Raw genomic sequence first — 21,746 nt, 5'->3', positions numbered from 1 at the left:
AATTGTTTACTCATTAAAACCAACCCAATAGCTTAAAAATCAACCATTGTTGATTCATTTAACCACAGCCCATAGAAATATGATCAACTTTATAATTTAATGGTCTTAACTATTTTAATATAAATTTCGCTCGTATTACGGCATGAAACAACCTATTAGCGACCAATTAATACCTGAAAAAGGTACTAATTTAACAGATCAGCATCTGTTTTGTTTCTTTTTTTACCAAAAAATTACATAAATATTGTAGAAGTTTGAAGCCAGATTGGAGTAAAATTAACGAATATGGTATTGATTTACACAAGATATTATGTTTATTAATTGAAAGTAAATAATAAGTATATTTTAATAACTTCCTATATCATGAAATACTCCGGATATTTTTTCGCATTTGTCATTTTGAAATTCTGAATAGCAAATTAACCTTATCCGTTTTAAATTTTTCTTAGCTGTAATTAATTCCACCTCTATATCAAAAGACCCTCTTTTTTTGAATACTTTATTTAATGAGCTTTTAACCAGGTCGCGACTTTTACCTTCCTTGTAAAACTTTAACGATGCTTCCAGGTCGGATATAACATAATCATCATCAACCTCTAATATTTCTCTTGTAATTTTACTCCAGGCAGCTGTATTTGTTATTAAATTTTGGTACCATGTACCTATACGTTCAATTTCATTGGTTTTATTTAATATCTCAAAAAACTGTTTATCTTTTTCTTCCATCTGCTTTAAAGCTGTTATGTCCTTTGTAAATATCAATACACCACCAACTTCATCAATATTTTTGTACCATGGCTGTATATCTAATCTTATCCATCCCGGCGTCCCCTCTTTTTGTATAACAGCAAGGTCAGTATAGTTATTAACTATTCCCTTTAACGAGTCGAGCTGAAGCGCTCTAAACTTTTCTTCAATGTTGGGCAAAACCGCGTTAAGACTTTTACCAGCCAATTCTGTATCGCTTAAATTGTACTCCTTAAGCCATTTTTTTGAAGTTGTTATAAAATGCATGTTTATATCAAACATAGCTACTGCAGCAGCGGACTGTTCAACAAAATCCTTATACTTTGCAAGGTTATGATTATTAATCTCAACACTTAGTTGCCTGTGTTTTAAGTACTTTTTATAGCACAATGAAAAGTTTGATGGATTTGAAAAATTGAACATCAAAGCCATTTGGTTTTTGTTGTACTTTTTGGAGCTTAGATACTTGTTTGCCAATTCCATCTGCAAATTGCGATAGTACGCAAATATGGTTACCCCATATTTTTCTTTAAAATCTCTTTTTAGTTTTGATTCTGATACATAATACTTCTTTGCAAGATTTGATATTCCCGGAAATCCTGTCAATACACTTGCTGATAAAGCTTGTTGTATATCTTCAAGACTTTGCTGATTGTGAGGCAAGGTCTTTTTGAGGTTATCATTAAAAGTTGGTTTATCAAGGTGGCTCACATCAGCTACATGCACAAATATTCCTTTAACATCGTTTTCATCAAAGTCGGGCACATAGGTTATTCTCGCATTTAATACCTTACCCGATGGAGTCGGGATCATACTGTTAAAAACCTGTGTTTTACCATCAAATGCGGCTTTTATAAACGGGCGATTTTGTTCATAAACCTGTCCTAAAAAATCACGAAGGTTAATTTTATTTATCATCTGTTCAGGCAGGGTTCCAAACCAATTAAAAACAGCATTATTAACAAAACGACAAACCTGGTCTTTATCCCAATAGGTCAGAATTGTATTTTTATTCATATCAAATACTGACACGGAAGGGCTTTTGTTGCTATTTAATGGCATTGTTTTTTTCATGGGAGAGTATTGGTAAATCCCCGGAAGGCGGCAGTAATGGGTACAAGCTGATCGATTCCGTAAGTTTATACAATCTCTGCAGGAATAGAATTTTTATCCAGTTTTTGATATTGAGAATTGTTGCTGATAAAATCGGGTAGGATGGCTTTCATTTTACCAACCATTCCGTCTACGTTATTAAGGAGGTTAATATCCAGTAACTCTTTAATTACATTATTTATCTCGACATAACAGTTGGGTATGGTTTTAGATATTTTAATATCCTTGTTATAGGTGGGGATAACGGTCTCGTCATCATTCAACAATTCTTCGTAAAGTTTTTCCCCGGGCCTAAGGCCGGTAAAAAGTATTTTGATATCCACATCGGGAACAAACCCTGCAAGTTTAATCATGTTAACGGCCAGGTCGGTTATTTTCACGGGTTTTCCCATATCAAAAATAAATATCTCGCCACCGTTACCCATAACCGAAGCTTCAAGTACAAGATGCACGGCTTCAGGAATGGTCATAAAATAGCGGGTAATATCAGGATGCGTAACAGTTATTGGTCCCCCGCGTTCTATCTGTGCTTTAAACCTGGGAATAACAGAGCCGTTAGAGCCAAGCACGTTTCCAAAGCGTGTAGTGATAAATTTAGTTTTACATCTTAAGCTGTCAATACTTTGAGTATAGTTAAGCTGGTTGTATATAACCGAATTATTTAAGGCCTGAATATACATTTCGGCAATACGTTTTGATGCCCCCATAACATTGGTAGGCCGTACAGCTTTATCAGTAGATATCATGATGAATTTCTCTACGCCATGGTCGACCGATATATCTGCCAGGTTTTTTGTACCCCAAATATTTGTCAGTACTGCTTCGGTAGGATGATTTTCCATCATTGGCACATGCTTGTATGCTGCTGCATGAAAAACGATCTGCGGCTTATAAAGATTGAAGAGTGTTTTTATCCGGTTTGAGTTTTGAATATCCGAAACAAATATTCGGCTTTTATGTGCATAAATACCATCCTCAAGTTCCAGTTGAATATCATGCAATGGTGTTTCGGCCCGGTCGCATAACACAACAAACTCCGGATTATATCCCATAATTTGCCGCACTATCTCAGCACCTATTGAGCCTGCCGCACCGGTAACCAAAATCCTCTTGCCTTTAACTTCACTGCATATATGCTCTTTACATAACTCAATAGGCGCACGTTCTAACAGATCTTCTATCTTCAGATCTTTAAATTGATGTGAAGTTGGCATACCATTTAGCCATTGATTTGATGGAGCCACAGTGATCACCTTGATCCCGTACTCAATACATTTTTCTACAGCATTTCTTTTACTATCTGTATTAAGGTCCTCTGCTGTAATAAACATTGTTGATATAGAGAACTTTTGCTTCAAATTTTGGATAGACTTTACAGGATAAACCTGGGTTTGCTCAATATATTTATAAAGCTTATCTAAACCTGTATCAATAAAACCCTGCACGTTGATCAGCAGACCTTTTTGGGTTTCCAGTGCTCTTTTCACCAGTATGGAATGGTTTCCCGCTCCATATATTAAAACATTATCTCTCTTTATTGAATAACCCGGTTCGTCAATGTATTTAAAAAGGTCTTTTATAATAATGCGCATGCCCATAAGCAAAGAGGACGAAATGAAAAAATTGACGAATAAAATTGCCCCAAGCCCTGACACACTGAAATAGGTACCAAAGAATGACAAACACAGAAAAATAAATGACATACTGCTTAGCAATACAGTAAACAAAACGCGCAGCATATCTCTGGTGTTCGAGTATCTTACAATACGGGTGTGTACGCGCATTAATGTAAAAATTAAAAGCGCATTGCCACAATACAATGCCATATAAAATAGGTTATCATGTTTTAGATTCAGTTTTCCCTTTAATGAAAACGAAAGACAAATTGATGATATAACTATCAGCATATCTGTAAAAAGCACCAACCACTTGGAATGGAACTTATCTTGAAATAGTAAGTTTCTGATGTAGATCATAATCAAGAGAATTAGGATGTTTGAAGAGCCAGGGTGTACCTGTATAATGGGAAAAAGTCTACTTCGGTATTTTTATCAATACCCTTTTGATCAAGTAATTGCTGGTATATGACCGGATTTGCTATATAACGCCAGCTTTTATAGTCAAACAGCAAATCGGAGAATGCGTTTTTCCAATAAAAAAGTGAGTCTTTTTGAAATCCAAGCCCCCCGCCAAGATTATAATAACGCATCCCCAATTCACAGCCAATTTGCATTACTCCATCAATTAAAAATTTTGCCGGGCTATCCTGTAGGTATTCGGTCCTTGTGCCAATTAAATGCAATTGAATTATTTCATTGGTAAATACTGCAATTGTGCTGCTGGCAACAACATCACCTTTATATGCCATAAATATCCGTGCGTTGTATTCAGTATTGCTAAGCATTTCTAAATAATAGTCATTATCAAATAAGTACGAGTCGGCAGCCCTTACCCTATTCATATTCTGGTTATAAATTTCGCTGAAAATTTTAACGGCTTCCGGCCCTTTCTCTTCTTTAATATTGTAACCATTTTTTAATGATTTTCTAATACTGTCCCAGGTTGTCTGCCTATAATCCTTTCGGTGCTGTTCAATGCTTTTATTGAGGTCAATAACTACTACCTGGCCATTGTCGTAAATACCGCCAAATTCCTTAAGCAGCAATTGTTGGTTATAAAAGGGATTCAACCTCAAAAACACCGAAACATAATTCCCATCTGATAAGAATTTAAGAAAAGCGCTTTTAAAATTGCTTACCAATGTTGAATCAATTCCATCCATTTTTTGGTTTGATAGCGGTCCGGAATACCCATATACACAGGTCAAGTCATAGTAATTTGATTCCGGTATCTTTCGTTGAATAAGCGGTATCGCAATAAAATCAGATTGTTCGCTATAAACAAATAAAATTGGCGAGCCGGTATTATCAAGCGAATGGTAATGCCATGTATGATAAAAATCAGTTTCTACTGATTGATTTACATAGGTTACCCATTCTGCTTTATCCTTAATAGTTAATATTTTGATCATAAACGGATTTATTTAGATGCTTATCAATTTAAATGAAGGCTCAATTTCGATAAAACGATCCCTTGAAATACTCATCGTAATGTTGCCGTCATCTTTACCTGTAATTTCAAAGCCGGCCTTTTCATAAATTGATATGGCCGCAATATTTGCGGGGTGCACTTTCAGATAAATAACTTCAAGTTTTCTTTCAAAAAAACCATACCTAAGCATCAACACAGTAGCCTGGAAACCTATCCCCTTACCCCAGTAAAGCTTGTTGCCGATAAACAGATGGAGCTCCGCACTCTTTCCATGAAAATCAAGCAATTGAACATTGCCTATGTAGGTATCAAGCTCTTTAACGCATATGGCAAAGCGGCTTTGGTCGGGCTTATTCAAATTATTTCTTAGCCAATCAAGTTCCATTTCTTTGGTGACAACTCTATTTGGTTTAAACCCGGTATAAGTCCACACCGATGCGTCGTTTCGCCATGAATAAGATACTTCAGCATCTTCAAGAACCAGTGGCCTTATGTATATTGAAATGATCATAAAAAAGTGCGTAAAGTATTTAAAATATAAAGCATATCATGCAGGCTATACCTATGGTCGATAGGTAAGGGAACAATACAGCGTGCCAGGTAATTTTCATACATCCGGGCATCAGTCCACTTAAAAACATTTGGCCAATAGGTAGCCACATAAATATTTCGTTGTATCAAATGCAATTTAAGCTGCTTGTTATTTGATAAAAACGGGTAAACCATTGGTGAGTACTCTTCCGGAAAATTAAACTTGAATAAATTATGATCTTTCAAATGTTTGTGAAGAAAATTAAAGTTCCGTTTTCTAATCCTGGCGCATTCTGTATAATTAACACCTGCAAGAATCTTCCGCGTTAGGGGAGACATGATCCGAATCGGATTATTCTCCAGGTCTTTATTGTTTTTTACAAAATCACTATAGCCTTGTTGTACACCCAGATCAATACTCTTAATAAGATGCGAGAAGCGATTTACAGAACTGTCAACAGCATATTTTTTAGTTGATTTTTTTTTAATTTGCAGATATGCCCCATCAGAAACACCAAAGAATTTCCTGCATGAGTAAAAGGTATCAATGCCGGGCAATGGTTCTGAAAAAAAAGCCTGAGAATTATCGATTATAAGATTAGTTATTTTAGTGCTTAGGCACTTAACAGCTTGCTGTTTAATACCAAAGTAGTTGGTATACAAAAAAACGGCATCAGACTCTATCTCAAAATCAATAATTGGTTCCAGGTGCTCATCAATTGAGTAAAATTGGTATGCAATATCCAATTTTTGGATAGGCTCCAGCAATACATCGCAGGTAAAATATGGGATATATATTTTCTTATATCCTTTTTCTCTCAAAATATATTCTAATGCATTTCTCCCTGTATTCAACCGAATAAGATGCGTGTAATACTCATTCCCCGGAGGAAGTTCCAAACCGAAATACCCACCAATTGTTAATTGTGAAGTTTCTATTTTTTGCATGATATAAAATGAAAGGTGAAAGGATAATTTAAGTTCAGCCTTGATCGTGCTTGTACATTCTTAAATGAGGTGGCTGGTAATAGTCGTTTAAATTAGCCGGTATACATGCATTGTAGCCAATGATCTGTCGAAGTTCAGGCTTTAAACCGGCAACAAAATCGTAGCCTAAAAATCTTGAATAATCCATCTGCTGTTTTAAAAACGGCCTGGTAAAACCCAGCGTTAACGCCCTTCGGGGCTCCGGTGTAAAATTCTCTCCGGCAGCATACCATAAATTCGGGTCGAAAAGTATAATGCTTCCTTTTGGTGTAATGACTCTGTCTATATTGCTATAAAAACACGCTTCATCCGGCCTCAAGTCGGTTTTATGTGATCCTGAAAAAAAATGTGGTGCCCCATTTTGCAGGGTAAAGTCGTCGAGTGTAATGATCATTTCCAGCAATAATTTTTCTTCGCTGATAAATGTTTCTACATCCCGTTGCATGTTACTCAGATAAGGATGCTCTTGTTTTGAATGTATTACGCCATTCATACCATTCAAAATATACTTACCTCCAAAATACCTGGTTATCTCATCATTGCAATACATTCTTTCAAGGAGTGGTATACTAAAATTATCGCGCTCAAGAAGATGAAGAAGTGTACCATCCATATTTGCATTTATGTCATTTCTTTCCTGTATGCTTCTGTGATATACATAACCATCTTTTATATCATCATTGATCCTGTCGATAAAATCTGATTCTATAGCATTTTCGTAAACAACCCATCCATAAGTATCAAGTGATACTTTAAAATCGTTTAGCGCTTTTTCGGGGTAATTAAACTTATTTTTCATAAATGCAAGCAGGTTTTAATGTTGTGAGGATCAGTTTAATTGCATGATCTTTAACATTTGCGCATTAACCAGGTGAACATCAAATTTTTTTCTGGCAAGTTTCAGCCCGTTCAATCCATATTTAAGAACTTCGAGCCTGTTATTTAAATAAAATTCCATTTTTGAAATCAGTTGGGGTACGTTTTTAATTGGAACCATAAAACCGTTCACAGCCGAATGAGAGTCAATCGTTTCCCTGCATCCAACGGAATCACAGGTTATAATGGCTCGTCCCATAGCCATACTTTCTAAAAGACATCGCGGCACCCCCTCGCCATAATAGGAAGGTAATACCACCACCGATGAATTCATTATGTGCGGGCGCACATCTTCAACCTGGCCAACATAATGAATGGTTTTACCATATCGTATTTTATTATACAGATCCGGGCTTATGGCATCAATGTTTTTCTCATAGGCTCCAATGAGTTTAAATTTAACATCAGGGTAACGTGAACGAATGTCTCTTGCAGCTTCATAATATTCATAAATGCCTTTAGCATTTATTAAACGGGCAACCATAATAAAGTTTATTGGTTCCAGGTCTGGCGGAGTATATGCATAATGTTCCAAGTCTACCCCCGATCCATTCACAAAAAACACCTGATGCTGGTTGGTTAATATTCTATTCTGAACCAGAGTGTGGTAATCATCTCTGTTTTGAAAAATAATTTTTAAGTTCCTGTTTGGCCTTAAACTAAATTTTAGTAATAACCGTGTAATAGTGCTAACCCAATTATTACTTTTTTTGTTGGTGAAATTATATCCCAATCCGGTTAACATAGGTATGATACGCTCAACGCCACATATCTTGGCCAGTAATGTGCCGTAAATAACAGGTTTAAAGGTGTAAGGAAAAAAAACATCGGGCCGCACTCTTTTTATCAATATATATAATTGAAAAATGAACCTTATATCCGACAAAACGGAAACGTGGCTGCCTTCCAAATGGCTTTCATGAATCACTACGCCAAGCGATGTTAATTTTTTTCGTACACTTTGCTGTATTATTTTCGGAGTAAAAACATCCACGCTGTGCTTTTTAAGGAGCTCTTCCATCAGTTTTCCCCTAAAATCAATTAATGATTTCGACGAATCGCATACAATGAGGATCTTTTGCCCTGGTTTATTCATATCGGTTTAAATTGTGGCTAACTGTATACCATCGGACAAATCCGGACGGCACGCAAAAGCATGTTTAAAAACTGTACAGAAGAAAAAGCAGTAGTAATAATGATCAGCAAAAAGGTGTAAGCCGATCTTTTAGATGATATGCCGGATCAGGATCGATCCAACAATATTTGAGAAGATGTAGTTAGGCGCAAACGCCTTTAATGGAAAATTGAAGTTCTTATTATATCAGGAACTTCTATCTAAAAAATTCCAAACCGCCATTTAATGACGGTTTGGAATAAGAAATTAATTAAAAAAAGCCTAAAATATTAATTGGTTAGTATAGCACCAGAACCTTTTTGAATAATAGAAGGTACATTTGCCGCCGGATCAAGAACAGCGCTATATGAATATCCTGGCACCCACGATGAAATTGATGTTGTAATATCATTAGCACCGCAATTTGAATAAATGTTGGTAGTTACACCACTGAAATAACCCGGAGGGTCACCGGCAAGATTAGTGGTGAGTGGTTTAGCACATCCTGAAAAATACTCATTATCAGTACGTACATTACCCCCGGCTCTTGCTCCTAATGAGTAACCACCGTTGTTTAAGTGATAATTGTTGAATACATGCACGCTACCGTAATTCATATCAGGTTCGCGTTCGCTAACATTATACCAGAAATTGTGGTGCAATGTTACATGCAAATGGCCTATATCTTCCTCATTACCTGCAATTCCACCGCTAATCAGGAAAGATAAGTTTGTATCGTGGAACCTGCTCCATGATACAGTTATATAATCTGACGCCCGTGTAATAGACATATCCTTGCCCCAATAAGTCCATCCATGATTACGGTCTGTAGCAAAATCGCAGTGATCTACCCAAACATGATGAGTTGCAAATTTCATCATTACAGCAGCATCGGTCACATAGTTTCTAAATGTTATATTTTGAATAATGATATTGCTAACAGTAAAAATATAAAGTGATACCCCTTCAATTATTGCACCCGGTTTTCCAATGATAGATTTATTGGATGATACATAAATCGGAACATCGCCAGAGCCCAGGATATGCCCGCTTACATAGATAATTTTAGGCGTGCTACCTGAAACCGCTGTTTTCAGATCGGCTAATGTAGAAACCGTTACGGTTTGGCCACCGGCACCGCCAGTTGTTGTTCCGTTTACCATGGCGTAACCCATAAGTGCATTACTTACTCCGGTAGTGGTTAATGTTCCTGTTGTACCGGTGGTGGTTGTTCCGGTACCGCTGGTAGTTGGAGTGCCACCCATGGTATAAGTGTACTTTCTGCCATTTGTTGCCGGGTTTGTATTGTCCGAAGCTGAGAAATACAATGTTGTACCCCAATGACTGAAACGCCCTTTACCATAATCACGAATGTCCTGGTGGACAGAATGAGCAGGGCCCAATTCAACACCGTTTTCAAAAAGCCGTAAGGTTGACACGCTTGGTGAGGTGTTTGAGTCGCCGTTTTGAGGCAAAGGATAACCTATTTTGTAAGCATATCCGCCATCAGATTTTAACCCGTCTAAACTTATGTTGTAGACAGTAGACGTGGAGGTCGATGCATAACTGGTGCTATCCGATAGTGTCGACCCACTTAATGTTGCCGGGGATGTTTCCCCATTTTTTTTACAACTACCAAACAGGATAATTGCACTGAAGACCATGCTGAGAACAGCCATTTTGTTGTAGAACTTTGTTTTTCTTTTCATACTATTTTAATTTTAGGACTTCCAAACGCAATGGTATTTGGAAAAGTACGCCCTAAAACTTGTAGAAAAGAATAGACTAAAATCAAAAACAGTTCAAAAAACAGCTCAATTATACGTGAGCAAAGATATGTGTAAAGTAAATGTGTAAAGTAGTTGTATAAAATTGCACACTTCGTGACATTAATATGACAATTCTATAAATGCATAGCTAACTTTTTTCGGGATAAATATACCTTTTTTATCTTATAATACGCGTTAAACCAATCAGTAAATTTAGCAACCCCGACATGAACAGACGTTGACGGTTTATAATTTACTGCCTGATCAAGGTTCGATACATCAGCACAAGTTTCGGCAACATCACCTTCCTGCATTGGACGAAATATCTTTTTTGCTTTTATATTTATCCGGCCCTCGATTTCGGTAACAAAATCTAAAAGACTAATAGGTTCCCCCCTGCCAATATTAAATATACGGTATGGTGCATTTGATGTAGCCGGATCAGGATTTAAAGCATCCCAATCTTTGTTATTTTCGGCAGGATTATCAATAACCTGCACAATACCTTCAACAATATCATCAATGTATGTAAAATCACGTTTCATGTTCCCGTTATTGAAAATTTCGATAGGTTTACCGGTAAGCATAGCTTTTGTAAAAATAAACAAAGCCATATCAGGCCTGCCCCATGGCCCGTAAACAGTAAAAAAACGCAGGCCGGTTGTTCGTAAGTTAAATAAATGGCTGTAAGTATGTGCCATCATTTCGTTGGCTTTTTTTGAAGCGGCATACAAAGAAACAGGATGGTCGGCAATATCATGTTCATTAAATGGCATTTTTTTGTTTAATCCATAAACACTTGATGAACTGGCATAAACCAAATGATCTATTTTATTGTGCCTGCAACATTCAAGAATGTTTAAAAATCCTTTTATATTAGAATCTACATAAACTTCCGGATTAGTTAAACTATAACGCACCCCAGCCTGGGCGGCAAGGTTACAAACCGCATCGAACTTATGGACTAAAAAAATATGCTCCAACTCTACTTTATCCAATAAATTAACTTTGATAAAGGTATAATTTGGATATTTCTGACTATTAACAGCTTTTCCATATTTCAATTTGGCGGGCGGTATACCCGTTTCGGCCAGCCTTGCATGTTTTAATGTCACATCGTAATAATCATTTATATTATCAATACCAACAACGGTGTCTCCTCTTTCAAGCAAGCGCTTTGCCAAATGAAAGCCTATAAAACCGGCTGTACCAGTGATTAAAATTTTCATAAAATTCAAGAATTAATGGTGAAGTGAAAGATTTTTAAATGAGTAGTAGGGAGTGGACATTACTTATAAATGTCAAATAGTTGATTACAACGTTCGATAACGCAATCCGAGTGTTAAATAAGCAGCACTTATGGTGATTAATAATTACTAACTAATAAAATAATTATGTTTTTTTGCTTTAAATTTTTTGTAGTCAGTGCATCATATAGGTGTATTTTCTTCCATTTATAAGCGGATTTGAATTATCAGAAGTAGAAAAATAAAGCTCTGTTCCCCAATGACTAAACTGACCCAATCCATAATTACGGATGTCGTTATGATATGCATGAGCGGGGCCTAATTCAACTCCGTTTTCAAAAAGCCGCAGTGTTGACGCCTTTCGCGACGTATTTGAATCACCGGTTTGCGGAAGATTATAACCAATTTTATAGGCATATCCGCTATCAACTTTTAAGCCGATTAGATTTATGGCTATCGGACCTGTGTCAGTTGTTGTTGTGGTGGTGGTTGTGGTTGTGGTTGTGGTTGTTGCCGGCTCTGGTATTGGATTATTTGTGCCTTTACCACAACTAAAGAAAATGATGCTAAGCAAAGCTAACATGCTCATTTTTTTAAAGTTGGTTACAATGTGTTTCATGATATTAAATTTAAAGAGTGAAAAAAATGGTTAATTGTATTTTTTATTTAAGAGACTCTAAAATGGAATTGACGTAAGTTTGGGGGTCACGACCCTGAAGATATTTCTCAATTAAACTACAACAAGGTTTTCCCTTACTTAACATGGCCAGTTTTAGCGCATCTGCAAGTTCATCGGCGTTATTTACCTCGACTTTAAAAATGCCTGGTATATCATTAATGCCACCAGCGCATAAGGTTGAAACCACTGCAGTATTTATGGTTAACATTTGCAGCAATACGTTGGGGAAACCCTCCTTTATTGAGGAGACCACACAAACTTTTGCTAATTTAAAATAGGGCAAAGGATTGCTTACCCATCCTTTAAAAACTATACGATCTTCCAATCCGAAGGTGGTAGCTAATCTTTTTAATTTTTTTTTTTCAGGCCCATCGCCAAGCAGTAATAAATTTAATCCGGGATATTTTTCTGCTATTCGGCTAAATGCGTTAATTAAGACCGAAAATCCTTTTTCGGGTATTAATCTGCCTGCTGCACATATATAATCTGTTGTTAGGTATGGGTCAGAATCAGTAAGCTGCGACATGTGAATAGTCTGGCTGATATCCAAAGGATTGCCAAGCACAATTACTTTTCGCGAGTCAATAAACGGTATGTTCTGCAAAAACTGCGTTTTCATTTGATCTGTTTGGCAAACAACCAGATTAACTGCAGGATAGCCCAATTGATACGCGACCCTGTAACTCAACTTTTTTAATCCGGAATATCTGCTAAAAACAGAAGTGCATTCGCGTACAACGAGTTGTGATTTTAGATAACCAATTCCTTTTAAAACGCCCAAATAAGCATTTAAATAAGGATGAGTACTCATTAAAATGTAGCCTTTGCGATACGGGATAAGCAATTTTATAAGTTTTAAAAAACCTGCAACCATACTTTTTTGCGAGGCATATTTACACACCGTATTTTCCGGGATTTGCAATGCGCCATTATCAGATTTTTTTAAAAATAATATTGGGGCCTTACTTGCTTTGGCCGCCATTAATAAAACATTTTCGGCTCCGTTAGCCTCATCAGACATAGAGATAAACAACATTTTATGTATGGGGCCAGACATTTTATTCGACAGTATTAAAGTTTCGTATCTTTCGTACCAGCTTCTTTAGCGGGCTTACTATGCTGTATATTTTACGCTTACCATCAACTATTAATAAGCCATTACAAAAATTAATAGTGTGCAACCCCTGGTTATAGGGAGATTGCGGTAAAAGCTCAAAAACGGGTTGATATTTAAATTCGGTTTCGTCAAGTAGCGTTATCTCATTTATCACTACCGAGCCCCCGTAGCATTTTTGATGGTTTTGGCTGGGCATATACAATTTTTTATTTGCAAAAAACAAACGCCCAGCCGACCTGCTCATATTTGAAGTAACTTTTATAGGATTTTGCTCATGTGCCTTAAACCTGCCCGATAAACTGTCCGCGTAAAAAATATAAAGCAGGTCATTCTTCTTTGATTTACTGGTGAATAACCAATAATTTTTATTGTGATATATAATGGAGCTATCTACAAATGCTCTTCCTTTTAGTAATACATTTAGTTTTTTAAGTTTCTGTGGCTCATTATTATCCATCTCGTATAAAACAACTTCATTTGCTTCAGCCGATTCGGGTATACAATATGTTTTATTTTTAATAGAAAAAACATACGGATAAGAAAGGTGAACGCGATAATTATATAGAGCTGATATCTTTTTCTTACTTTTAAAACTCATGCTATCAAGCATCATTAATTCACCTTTTCCTTTCCAAAAATCCAACTCCTCGTAATACAAATGCATACGGCCATTAATCAGTACGGGGAAAGGGTCGGCAGCATAATCTACCTTGTCTTCGGGCAACCATGTTATTTTATCAACCAGCTTTCCAGATCGTATAAAATCTTCGGGTGTTTGGCTTAAATAACCTATGTTCCACTTGTCATAAGCAAACAATTTGTTAAATAGCCCGATAAATGTTTTTAAAGATTTCATGCCTTAAAAATTCTATTAAAAAAGGCATGTACCTTTGCGGTTACAGGTAAATAATCACTTTCCTGAACCAGTTTTCCGCCAAAGCTGTCTTTAAATTGATTGATCTTTAAAAGCGTTTCATCTTTTGTGCCGATGGCATAACCTCCTAAATCATAAGCTTGATAACCCTGTTGCTTAAAAAGGCACATATCATTAAAATGCAGTAACCGATTTGCTCTGCCCGCAATCGCTTTTGCCCGTGTATCCTTTTCAGTCCGAAAAAGAGATGCAGAATGTAATAACCTTACTCTTTTTAAACCATCATCAATCAGGTAAGCGTGCATCACAATATCCTCGTCGTTATATGTGGCCTTAGTAATAATAATACGAGACCCGTATTTATAAATAGTTGAATTAAGTTTGGCAAGCTGTTTTGTTTGGGCAAACAAATTGTAAAACTCAATAAAATATGCCAGGTTAGTTTCAACCGAAGTTATAACGCCGTCTTTTAAGGCCCGTCTTATTTCATAAACTGTATCCCGGTCAAACGCTGCTACGAAAGTTGGTATTTCGGTATTTATATCTATGATCTTTGTAAAAAAAGACTCTCTGCGGTACCCTGTTACAGGGCCACAATAATTGCTCTGTTTATAGTAGTTAAGTATACAATTCCATGTACTGGGCCTCCCGGCAAACCATATCACATTAAAGGGCATAAAATTTAATACCCTGGTTTTTATCTGTATCATGATTGATGTATTTTATATTATACCATTTGGTATATAGTAGTTGTATTTATCTTTTGATTTTCGAGCCACTGGGAAAGTACCAGTAATTTCCATATTTGCGGAAACCTGTTCCATTTACCATTCATGTGTTCATTTATCATCAGTAATGCTTTAGGTGCGTCAACCCCCGGTATGTTCTTTAGGTTGTTAAAGGATAAATGATCCAGAACATAATCTTTTAATTCGTGCCTGAACCAATGGCGCAGTGGAATTGTAAAACCGGCCTTTGGCCTGTTAAAAAGTTGCCTTGGAACATGTTCATAAAGGATATCTTTCAAAATGCGTTTTTGAACCCCTTTATTAAATTTATAACTATCAGGCAGGTGTTGTGCAAATGATACAACCCTATAATCCATCAATGGTGCCCTTGCTTCTAAGGAAAATGTCATAGAGGCTCGGTCAACTTTGGTGTTTATATCGCCATTAAGATATGTTTTAACATCAAAGGCCGACATTCTTTGTAAAAAACTCCCGTCCGGTGATGAAAAAGTATTCATAAAAGGGACATCCAATCCAAGCTCTGGTTGCTTTAACCATGAATACTCCAAACCACCAAGCATAAGCGCGTACAAGGATTCTATATTATCGCTGCGCATTCCCATGGCTATCAATTTATGGCGATAATTGGGTGATATTTGCAAAAGAGTACTTAGCAACTTGCGCACCTCAATCGGGTATTTAAACAGTTTATTGGCTGTATTTAACCACTTATACCTGGAATACCCTAAAAAACATTCGTCTCCACCGTCACCACTTAAGGCTACTGTTACGTACTTTTTTGTGTGTTTACTTAAAAGTAAAGTTGGTATGGCGCTTGAGTCTGCAAAAGGCTCGTCATAATAAGTAGCAAATTTTTCAATTAACGATATCCCCTCTTCAGCCCTGCATTCTATAGTATGATGATCTGTTTGTAAATGGCGGGCAATTTTTGCCGCAAAACCACTTTCATCGTAGTCTTTTTCTTCAAATCTGATACAAAACGTTTTTACCTGGTTTGAATTTTTAGCAGCAAGCGAAGCAATAAGTGATGAATCGATCCCACCTGACAGAAAAACACCCAGGTCCACATCAGCATGCATCCTGATATTAACAGCATCGGTTAACAACTCTTTAAGCGCTGTTTTGGCCTCTAAATATGTTCCGGTATAATCTTTCTCAAAGTTTGGATCGAGGTCCCAATACTTTTCTGTTTTAAAGCTGCGGGTAGTTAAATTATAGGTAAACCTATATCCTGCCGGTAATTTTTTGATCTCGTTCCATGCAGAGCGTGGTTCAGGCACGTATCCCCATATAAAGTATTCGTTTATTGCCTGCTCATCAAGACTTAGATGCCTGCCAATAGATATCTGTGCAGGCTGGCTGGCAAATTCAAATCCTGCAGAACTTAACGCATAATAAAAAGGTTTTTTTCCTAACCTGTCGCGCGCTCCAAAAAGCCGGTCTGTAGCAGCATCGTAAATCACAAAAGCAAACATGCCATTAAAATGTTTAATACATTGCTCGCCGTAATGAATGTAAGCAGCTGCGAGTACTTCGGTATCCGAATCGGTATAAAATGCGTACCCCAATGTTTTTAAATACGCTCTGATAGCTCTGTAATTATATATCTCGCCATTAAAAACCACTTTGATATGTTCATATGAAAACGGTTGATCAGAGCGATGATCAAGATCTATAATAGCAAGCCGGTTATGGCCCAGCGTTACCGGTCCCGAGCGCTCAAACCCGGAATGATCAGGGCCCCTGAAATTTACCCGGGCTAATTTTTCCCGAACAATATCATCAGTATAATAAACTGTAGATCCGTATATACCGCACATTTGTATTGGTTTTATTTTATAGACAACAAGCTTTCGTAGGCCTTGCCTATTGTTTTTAAATTGAACCTGTAATTTGTATCTTCTTTAATAAGCTGATGCAACCACGACCGGTTGCAGGCATTTTCAATGTATTCGCGCAGTTGTGTATTGTCGCCTTGCTCTGCAATGAAGCCATTAAAGCTATCGCGTATAACCTGATGAATACCGCCAACCCGAAATGCAACCACAGGTACACCTACCGAAATTGCCTCAAGCACTACATTTGGAAAACCTTCGGTAAACGAGCAATGAACAAGGAGATCATGTTTTATAATTTGTGAAGAAACATCACTTATTTCGCCTAAGAATGTTACGCGTGTTTCAAGACTATTTGCGGTAACATAATTTTTAAGTGGTTGCATTAAAGGCCCATCGCCAACAATGGTTAATTCATAATTTCCCGGTAATTGTTTTACGATATCTAATAACCTGAACCACCCTTTTTCTTTTATCAGCCGTCCTACGCCAATTAGCTGCTTTCTCCCTTTAGCGCTCTGCCCATTTCTGACCAAATCATTAGGGAGCACGGGGTTTGATATAACTTTAAGCTTTTTCAAACTTATACCATATAACTTTGAAATTGATCGTTGCATCTCTTCAGACTGGCAAACGACAAAATCAAACCTGAAGAAAAACAACCTGGTGAAGAAATTGTAAAACCTGTTCTTGAAACCGACAAACTCTCGCATTTGGCGCGGATCATTTGATGCCCGTGCGATCAGATGGGGTACCTTTAGAAAAAAAGCCACCATACCTGTCAAAATATTAATATGATCGTTAGTTGAAAAAACTGCAAAAGGTTTTTCGTCCCTTAAGATCTTGTATAGTTTAAAAAATGACTTTGACGCTTTCACTGTTTTAAGATCGATATAACGAATACCTTTAATGTTAGTGGAGAAGCATTGTTCATTACTATTGAGTACAATTACAGATACTTCATATTTATTGCTATTAAAGTATTGAGAAAGAAGCCAGTATACACGCTCAGACCCACCAGCACCTAATGAACTGACGATCATAAATATCTTTTTTTTCATAAGACAGGTTGTAAGAACATCCTGATCATTGGGGTTTCAAAGCCAGATCAAAAGTGTGAATATCCTGGTTGCGGGGGATATATATTTTAGCACATTGCAACGTTCCGAAGTATAAAAAAACAGTAGGACCATCAGCACTTAATAACCACCCGTTATGCGATAAGGCGTTTATAGATACTGCGATAAATGCAAATAAAAAGCATAAAAGCAAAGCATGATTTTTTAAGCGGATATGCTTAACTGTTAGATAAAATAATGCTGCGATCCGGTAATATAGTGCACCCAACAAAGCAAAGCCCAAAAATGGCCCCAGGTATGTAATAAACATCAAATACGCATTATGTGATGTTATGCCGAATTGGAAATAATAGTTTTTATAACTCACATCGTTCCAATCTTTACCATAAAATATTAGGCCAAAAGGATAATCAGCATAAATTTTAAGGTTTTCGAGCGACAGGTCAATCCGGTTATAATCATTAGCTTCTTTAGCCTGATTTTTGGCGAGAATATTGTTTTTATCGTCCAGGTTATCTTTTATAACATAAGTGTAGGCTAAAAAACCAATAAACAAGGTCATTACAACTAAAACCACCCCTTTAAAACGGTAATAAACAAACAGAAACAAAGCTGCAACAACAATAAAACTGATGAAAGCAGATCTGTTCATGCCCAGATAAATACATGCCGTACAACCAAAAAGAGCTATAGCTTTCAATATTATGGACCCTTTAAGTTTGTAGGTTAAAACAAAAATAAATGCAGTGAAGGCCGCTACCTGGTACCCAAAAGTAAACTGTGTTATTGCTAATCCGGCCGGGCTTTGTTTAACCTCTTCACCAAGTATTACGCTTCTTATAGGGTCAATTACGCTTTGATAACTATGATCTAAAACCATTAATATCATTGATAAAAAGAGCAGCCCTAAAAATACAGTAACCGATAAATTAAACCGCTGCTTACTTAAACCTACAAAATAGTTAAAAAAAATTGCGCAGGTTAATATAGTGGTAACAGCAATTACAAAAGCTTTGTAGTCGCGCATACCAATGTTATCATATATAAACAGAGCAATTGTAAATAAGCCCATTTCGTAATAATAGGCAAATGGTTGTGCAGACTGCTCAATGAACAGCATCATAACAATACCCAAAATAATTGGAGCAGGTATTCTCCAAAAATCAGTCTTGAAAATACCAAATGTAAGCGTGTACAGGTAAATCACTATTAAGCAAAAACCCATTAATTTTTTAAGTGTCATAAACTAATTTTTAAGTGATTAACTACTTATTATAATTTTTTTCAAGGTTTGGTGTATAATTTTCATATCGATCCAAAAACTATGATGATCGATATAATCAAGATTTTTTACAATTTTAGAAGGAATGATCTCACTGACATAAAGCTTTTCCGGATCTGCTGACTTTGATAAAAGTTCGTTTTCATTGCAATACTGAATAGATGCCCAATCGGTAATACCCGGTTTAATGCTCAAAACTCTTTGTTGCTCGGGTGTATAAAGTTTTACATACTTATTTACCTCTGGCCTCGGGCCAACAAAACTCATATCCCCTAAAAGAATATTAAACAGCTGGGGTAATTCGTCCAGCTTTTTTCTCCGGAGCCAGCAACCATTCGGGGTGATCCTGCTATCATTATTACCAATTGTTAACAGGCCTTTTTTGTCAGAATCAACATACATTGTTCTGAACTTGATTAGCTTAAAGTTTACGTGATTTAATCCAACCCTGTCCTGCAAATAAAAAACCCCACCTCTTGAGTTAATCATTATCCAGATCGATATCAGAATAAACAAAGGGCCTAAAACAATAATTCCAATTATTGCAAAGCACACATCAAAAGCTCGTTTCATTGCAACAGGATAGATATTTAAAAAACCACCACTTCTGTGGTTTCAAATTTTCCGATCTTTTTGTTTAATACTTTCTCAACAGCATATATCACCGCTCTAACAATGTATTCGATCTTGGTATCTGAGAGTTGGGGATAAATCGGCAATGATATTTCTCTTGAATACTGATCGTACGCCATCGGAAAATCATCAATTTTATAGCCCAGGCGTTTGAAATAAGTAAGCATGGGTAATGGTATAAAGTGAACGTTTACTGTAATTTCCTTACTTGTTATCTCATCAATTATCCGGTCGCGTTGCTGTTCGGTTATATTTTTTATACGAAGAGGAAAAAGATGGTATGATGATTCGTGTCCATGATCAAATAAAGGCGGCAATTCAAATTCTTCAAACTCTTTAAATCTTTTCTGATATTTAAATGCAATGGCTTTCCGCGATGGCAGCAACAGCGTTTCATACTTCCTTATCTGGGCAAGCCCTATAGCCGCGCAAATATCAGGCATGTTAATTTTAAGACCCTGAAAGAGTATATCGTATCGCCACCCTCCGCCATTTGATTTTTCGAAAGCATTTTTATTTTGCCCGTTCAACGTATACATTTTCAGGTATTTATACTCTGCTTCAATATCAAAATTACCAGGCAGGTTAAGGCAAATACAGCCACCTTCGGCAGTGGTTACATTTTTAACCGCGTGGAACGAGAATATTGTCACATCGCTTTCTAATGCGGCGGCATGACCATTAGTTTTGGCACCAAGCGAATGCGCGGCGTCAGCAATTAATAATATCCTGTTTAAAATCGCTTGTTTTAATGATTCCGCTCTAAACAGTTTTTTTATTTCCTTTTTATTGATAATTTCGGTCAACTTTGAATAATCACACGGCCAACCCGCTATATCAACTGCTATAATTACCTTGGTTTTTGATGTAATTGCCTTACGAACAGCTTCCGTATCAATACAGAAATCGCTGGTAATGTCAACCATTATAGGCGTGGCACCGCAATGCAATACACTCAAGGCGGTTGCACAATAGGTATAAGCCGGAATAATCACCTCGTCGCCGGCTTTAACGCCAAACCATTTTAACATCAAAATAGCTCCTGACGTCCATGAGTTAACACAAATTGCCGCTTTGGTAGAAGTTAATTTTACCACTTCCCGCTCCATGGCAATTACTTTTGGGCCGGTAGTGATCCAGTTTGTTTTTAATGTATCTACAACTTCGTTAACTACACTTTGATCAATATATGGAGGTGAGAAAGGAATTTTCATGATTATTAATAATTTAAATTGTGAATAGGGATTTCAAGAATATATTATTGATGGCGCGACCGGTAGTTTATAGAAATACAATTTTAATAGCCATTTAAGCCTGATTTTATTGTCACTTAAAAAAGACCGCGCAGTAAACGGGTGTAAATGTGATACGTTTCATAGCAATTATCCCAAAAGGAATATGGCCTGAATGTTAGCTGAGCCGGCGATACAAAATTTTTATGATGTTTATATATAAATGCTTTTAATTTTATAAAACCTTTTTCAGAGCAGGTTTCGGGGTGATAATTAAAGGTCCAGGTTTTATTGGGCTTAGGTGTTACTTCCGACAGCTGTACCGGTATCCATTTAAAGCCAAACCTTTTATATGGTGACGTTAATAAGCCGTCGCTGATGATGCTGATATTAGAATGTTTTTTAAGTGCTTTTAAAGTGTTATGATCAAAAGAATGTGCCGGGGCAACAAAAATATCCGACTTGATATTTTCACGGTCAAAAATCTCTACCGCTTCTATTATTTTTCTTTCCTGCAGATAAAGTGGTAATCCGGCAAATTCTGAACGCCTGTTTTGCTTTAAGATACCCGAATTACTATTCAAATAGCTATGTTCAAACCCGTGCATAGCTATGGCATATTCATTTTTTTGAAGATCACGTAGAAGTTGCCAATAATTATGGTTAAAACTTCCGCACCGGGTCAATTTTGGGTCTTTATTATCTGGTATTGCAGCAATAACAGGTTTTATTCCGTAACGATCGAACAGGTTAAAAAAACGCTCCCATTTATATAAATTGCTGGTTTGACACAGATCATCTAACCTGATTAAATATTGTACCATAAATATG

The 21,746-nt window shown here is 36.7% G+C and carries 19 protein-coding genes; all 19 read right to left on the bottom strand.

The genetic code is table 11. The annotated features are described in order from the left end of the window. Positions 1 to 345 precede the first annotated feature (345 nt). The 19 genes from JWR23_RS06525 to JWR23_RS06435 all read right to left on the bottom strand — a co-directional run bounded on the left by JWR23_RS06525 (position 346) and on the right by JWR23_RS06435 (position 21,739). Positions 346 to 1,764 carry a PAS domain S-box protein gene (locus JWR23_RS06525; protein WP_299514459.1) on the bottom strand — a complete coding sequence of 473 codons (1,419 nt, stop codon included), beginning with the start codon at positions 1,762 to 1,764 and terminating at the stop codon, positions 346 to 348. Between the two features lie 122 nt (positions 1,765 to 1,886). After that, positions 1,887 to 3,452, bottom strand: a complete 1,566-nt coding sequence (locus JWR23_RS06520; RefSeq protein ID WP_299514456.1) for a nucleoside-diphosphate sugar epimerase/dehydratase — start codon at positions 3,450 to 3,452, stop codon at positions 1,887 to 1,889. A gap of 395 nt (positions 3,453 to 3,847) precedes the next feature. Further along, positions 3,848 to 4,891, bottom strand: a complete 1,044-nt coding sequence (locus tag JWR23_RS06515; protein WP_299514454.1) for a GNAT family N-acetyltransferase — start codon at positions 4,889 to 4,891, stop codon at positions 3,848 to 3,850. Positions 4,892 to 4,903: 12 nt separating this feature from the next. Further along, on the bottom strand, positions 4,904 to 5,422 hold the full coding sequence (locus JWR23_RS06510) for a GNAT family N-acetyltransferase (RefSeq protein WP_299514452.1): 519 nt from the start codon (positions 5,420 to 5,422) through the stop codon (positions 4,904 to 4,906). Continuing rightward, a complete protein-coding gene (locus JWR23_RS06505; protein ID WP_299514449.1) occupies positions 5,419 to 6,390 on the bottom strand; it encodes a hypothetical protein in 972 nt (323 codons plus the stop codon). Before JWR23_RS06505 ends, JWR23_RS06510 begins: the two co-directional genes overlap by 4 nt. A 34-nt stretch (positions 6,391 to 6,424) precedes the next feature. Beyond that, positions 6,425 to 7,228, bottom strand: a complete 804-nt coding sequence (locus JWR23_RS06500; protein ID WP_299514446.1) for a phytanoyl-CoA dioxygenase family protein — start codon at positions 7,226 to 7,228, stop codon at positions 6,425 to 6,427. Between the two features lie 30 nt (positions 7,229 to 7,258). Next, on the bottom strand, positions 7,259 to 8,401 hold the full coding sequence (locus JWR23_RS06495; protein ID WP_299514443.1) for a glycosyltransferase family 4 protein: 1,143 nt from the start codon (positions 8,399 to 8,401) through the stop codon (positions 7,259 to 7,261). A gap of 308 nt (positions 8,402 to 8,709) precedes the next feature. Continuing rightward, a complete protein-coding gene (locus tag JWR23_RS06490) occupies positions 8,710 to 10,128 on the bottom strand; it encodes a pectate lyase (RefSeq protein WP_299514440.1) in 1,419 nt (472 codons plus the stop codon). A gap of 194 nt (positions 10,129 to 10,322) precedes the next feature. Next, positions 10,323 to 11,417, bottom strand: coding sequence for an NAD-dependent epimerase (locus tag JWR23_RS06485; protein ID WP_299514437.1), 1,095 nt, complete (start codon positions 11,415 to 11,417; stop codon positions 10,323 to 10,325). 193 nt (positions 11,418 to 11,610) lie between these two features. Further along, the gene (locus JWR23_RS06480; protein ID WP_299514434.1) at positions 11,611 to 12,054 is read right to left on the bottom strand and encodes a hypothetical protein; all 444 of its coding nucleotides are present in this window, start codon (positions 12,052 to 12,054) and stop codon (positions 11,611 to 11,613) included. A 43-nt stretch (positions 12,055 to 12,097) separates the two neighbouring features. Continuing rightward, positions 12,098 to 13,171 (bottom strand): glycosyltransferase, encoded by a 1,074-nt coding sequence (locus JWR23_RS06475; RefSeq protein WP_299514432.1) that lies wholly within the window; start codon positions 13,169 to 13,171, stop codon positions 12,098 to 12,100. 1 nt (position 13,172) lies between these two features. Next, a complete protein-coding gene (locus tag JWR23_RS06470) occupies positions 13,173 to 14,087 on the bottom strand; it encodes a hypothetical protein (protein ID WP_299514430.1) in 915 nt (304 codons plus the stop codon). Beyond that, positions 14,084 to 14,815: a hypothetical protein gene (locus JWR23_RS06465; protein ID WP_299514428.1), complete on the bottom strand. Its 732-nt coding sequence runs from the start codon at positions 14,813 to 14,815 to the stop codon at positions 14,084 to 14,086. Before JWR23_RS06465 ends, JWR23_RS06470 begins: the two co-directional genes overlap by 4 nt. Before the next feature lie 17 nt (positions 14,816 to 14,832). Continuing rightward, positions 14,833 to 16,674, bottom strand: coding sequence for an asparagine synthase (glutamine-hydrolyzing) (gene asnB, locus JWR23_RS06460; protein ID WP_299514425.1), 1,842 nt, complete (start codon positions 16,672 to 16,674; stop codon positions 14,833 to 14,835). Positions 16,675 to 16,685: 11 nt separating this feature from the next. Further along, the gene (locus tag JWR23_RS06455; RefSeq protein WP_299514422.1) at positions 16,686 to 17,750 is read right to left on the bottom strand and encodes a glycosyltransferase; all 1,065 of its coding nucleotides are present in this window, start codon (positions 17,748 to 17,750) and stop codon (positions 16,686 to 16,688) included. Positions 17,751 to 17,775: 25 nt separating this feature from the next. Continuing rightward, positions 17,776 to 19,011 (bottom strand): hypothetical protein, encoded by a 1,236-nt coding sequence (locus tag JWR23_RS06450; protein ID WP_299514419.1) that lies wholly within the window; start codon positions 19,009 to 19,011, stop codon positions 17,776 to 17,778. A gap of 18 nt (positions 19,012 to 19,029) precedes the next feature. Next, complete coding sequence (locus JWR23_RS06445; protein WP_299514416.1) at positions 19,030 to 19,623, bottom strand: sugar transferase; 594 nt, start codon at positions 19,621 to 19,623, stop codon at positions 19,030 to 19,032. A 17-nt stretch (positions 19,624 to 19,640) separates the two neighbouring features. Then, positions 19,641 to 20,897, bottom strand: a complete 1,257-nt coding sequence (locus tag JWR23_RS06440) for a DegT/DnrJ/EryC1/StrS aminotransferase family protein (protein ID WP_299514415.1) — start codon at positions 20,895 to 20,897, stop codon at positions 19,641 to 19,643. A gap of 116 nt (positions 20,898 to 21,013) precedes the next feature. Beyond that, the gene (locus JWR23_RS06435; protein ID WP_299514412.1) at positions 21,014 to 21,739 is read right to left on the bottom strand and encodes a DUF2334 domain-containing protein; all 726 of its coding nucleotides are present in this window, start codon (positions 21,737 to 21,739) and stop codon (positions 21,014 to 21,016) included. Between the last annotated feature and the right edge of the window lie 7 nt (positions 21,740 to 21,746).

This window comes from Mucilaginibacter sp. (genome assembly GCF_028288205.1).
Taxonomy (GTDB): domain Bacteria; phylum Bacteroidota; class Bacteroidia; order Sphingobacteriales; family Sphingobacteriaceae; genus Mucilaginibacter.
This window is presented reverse-complemented; position numbering and strand designations above follow the sequence as displayed.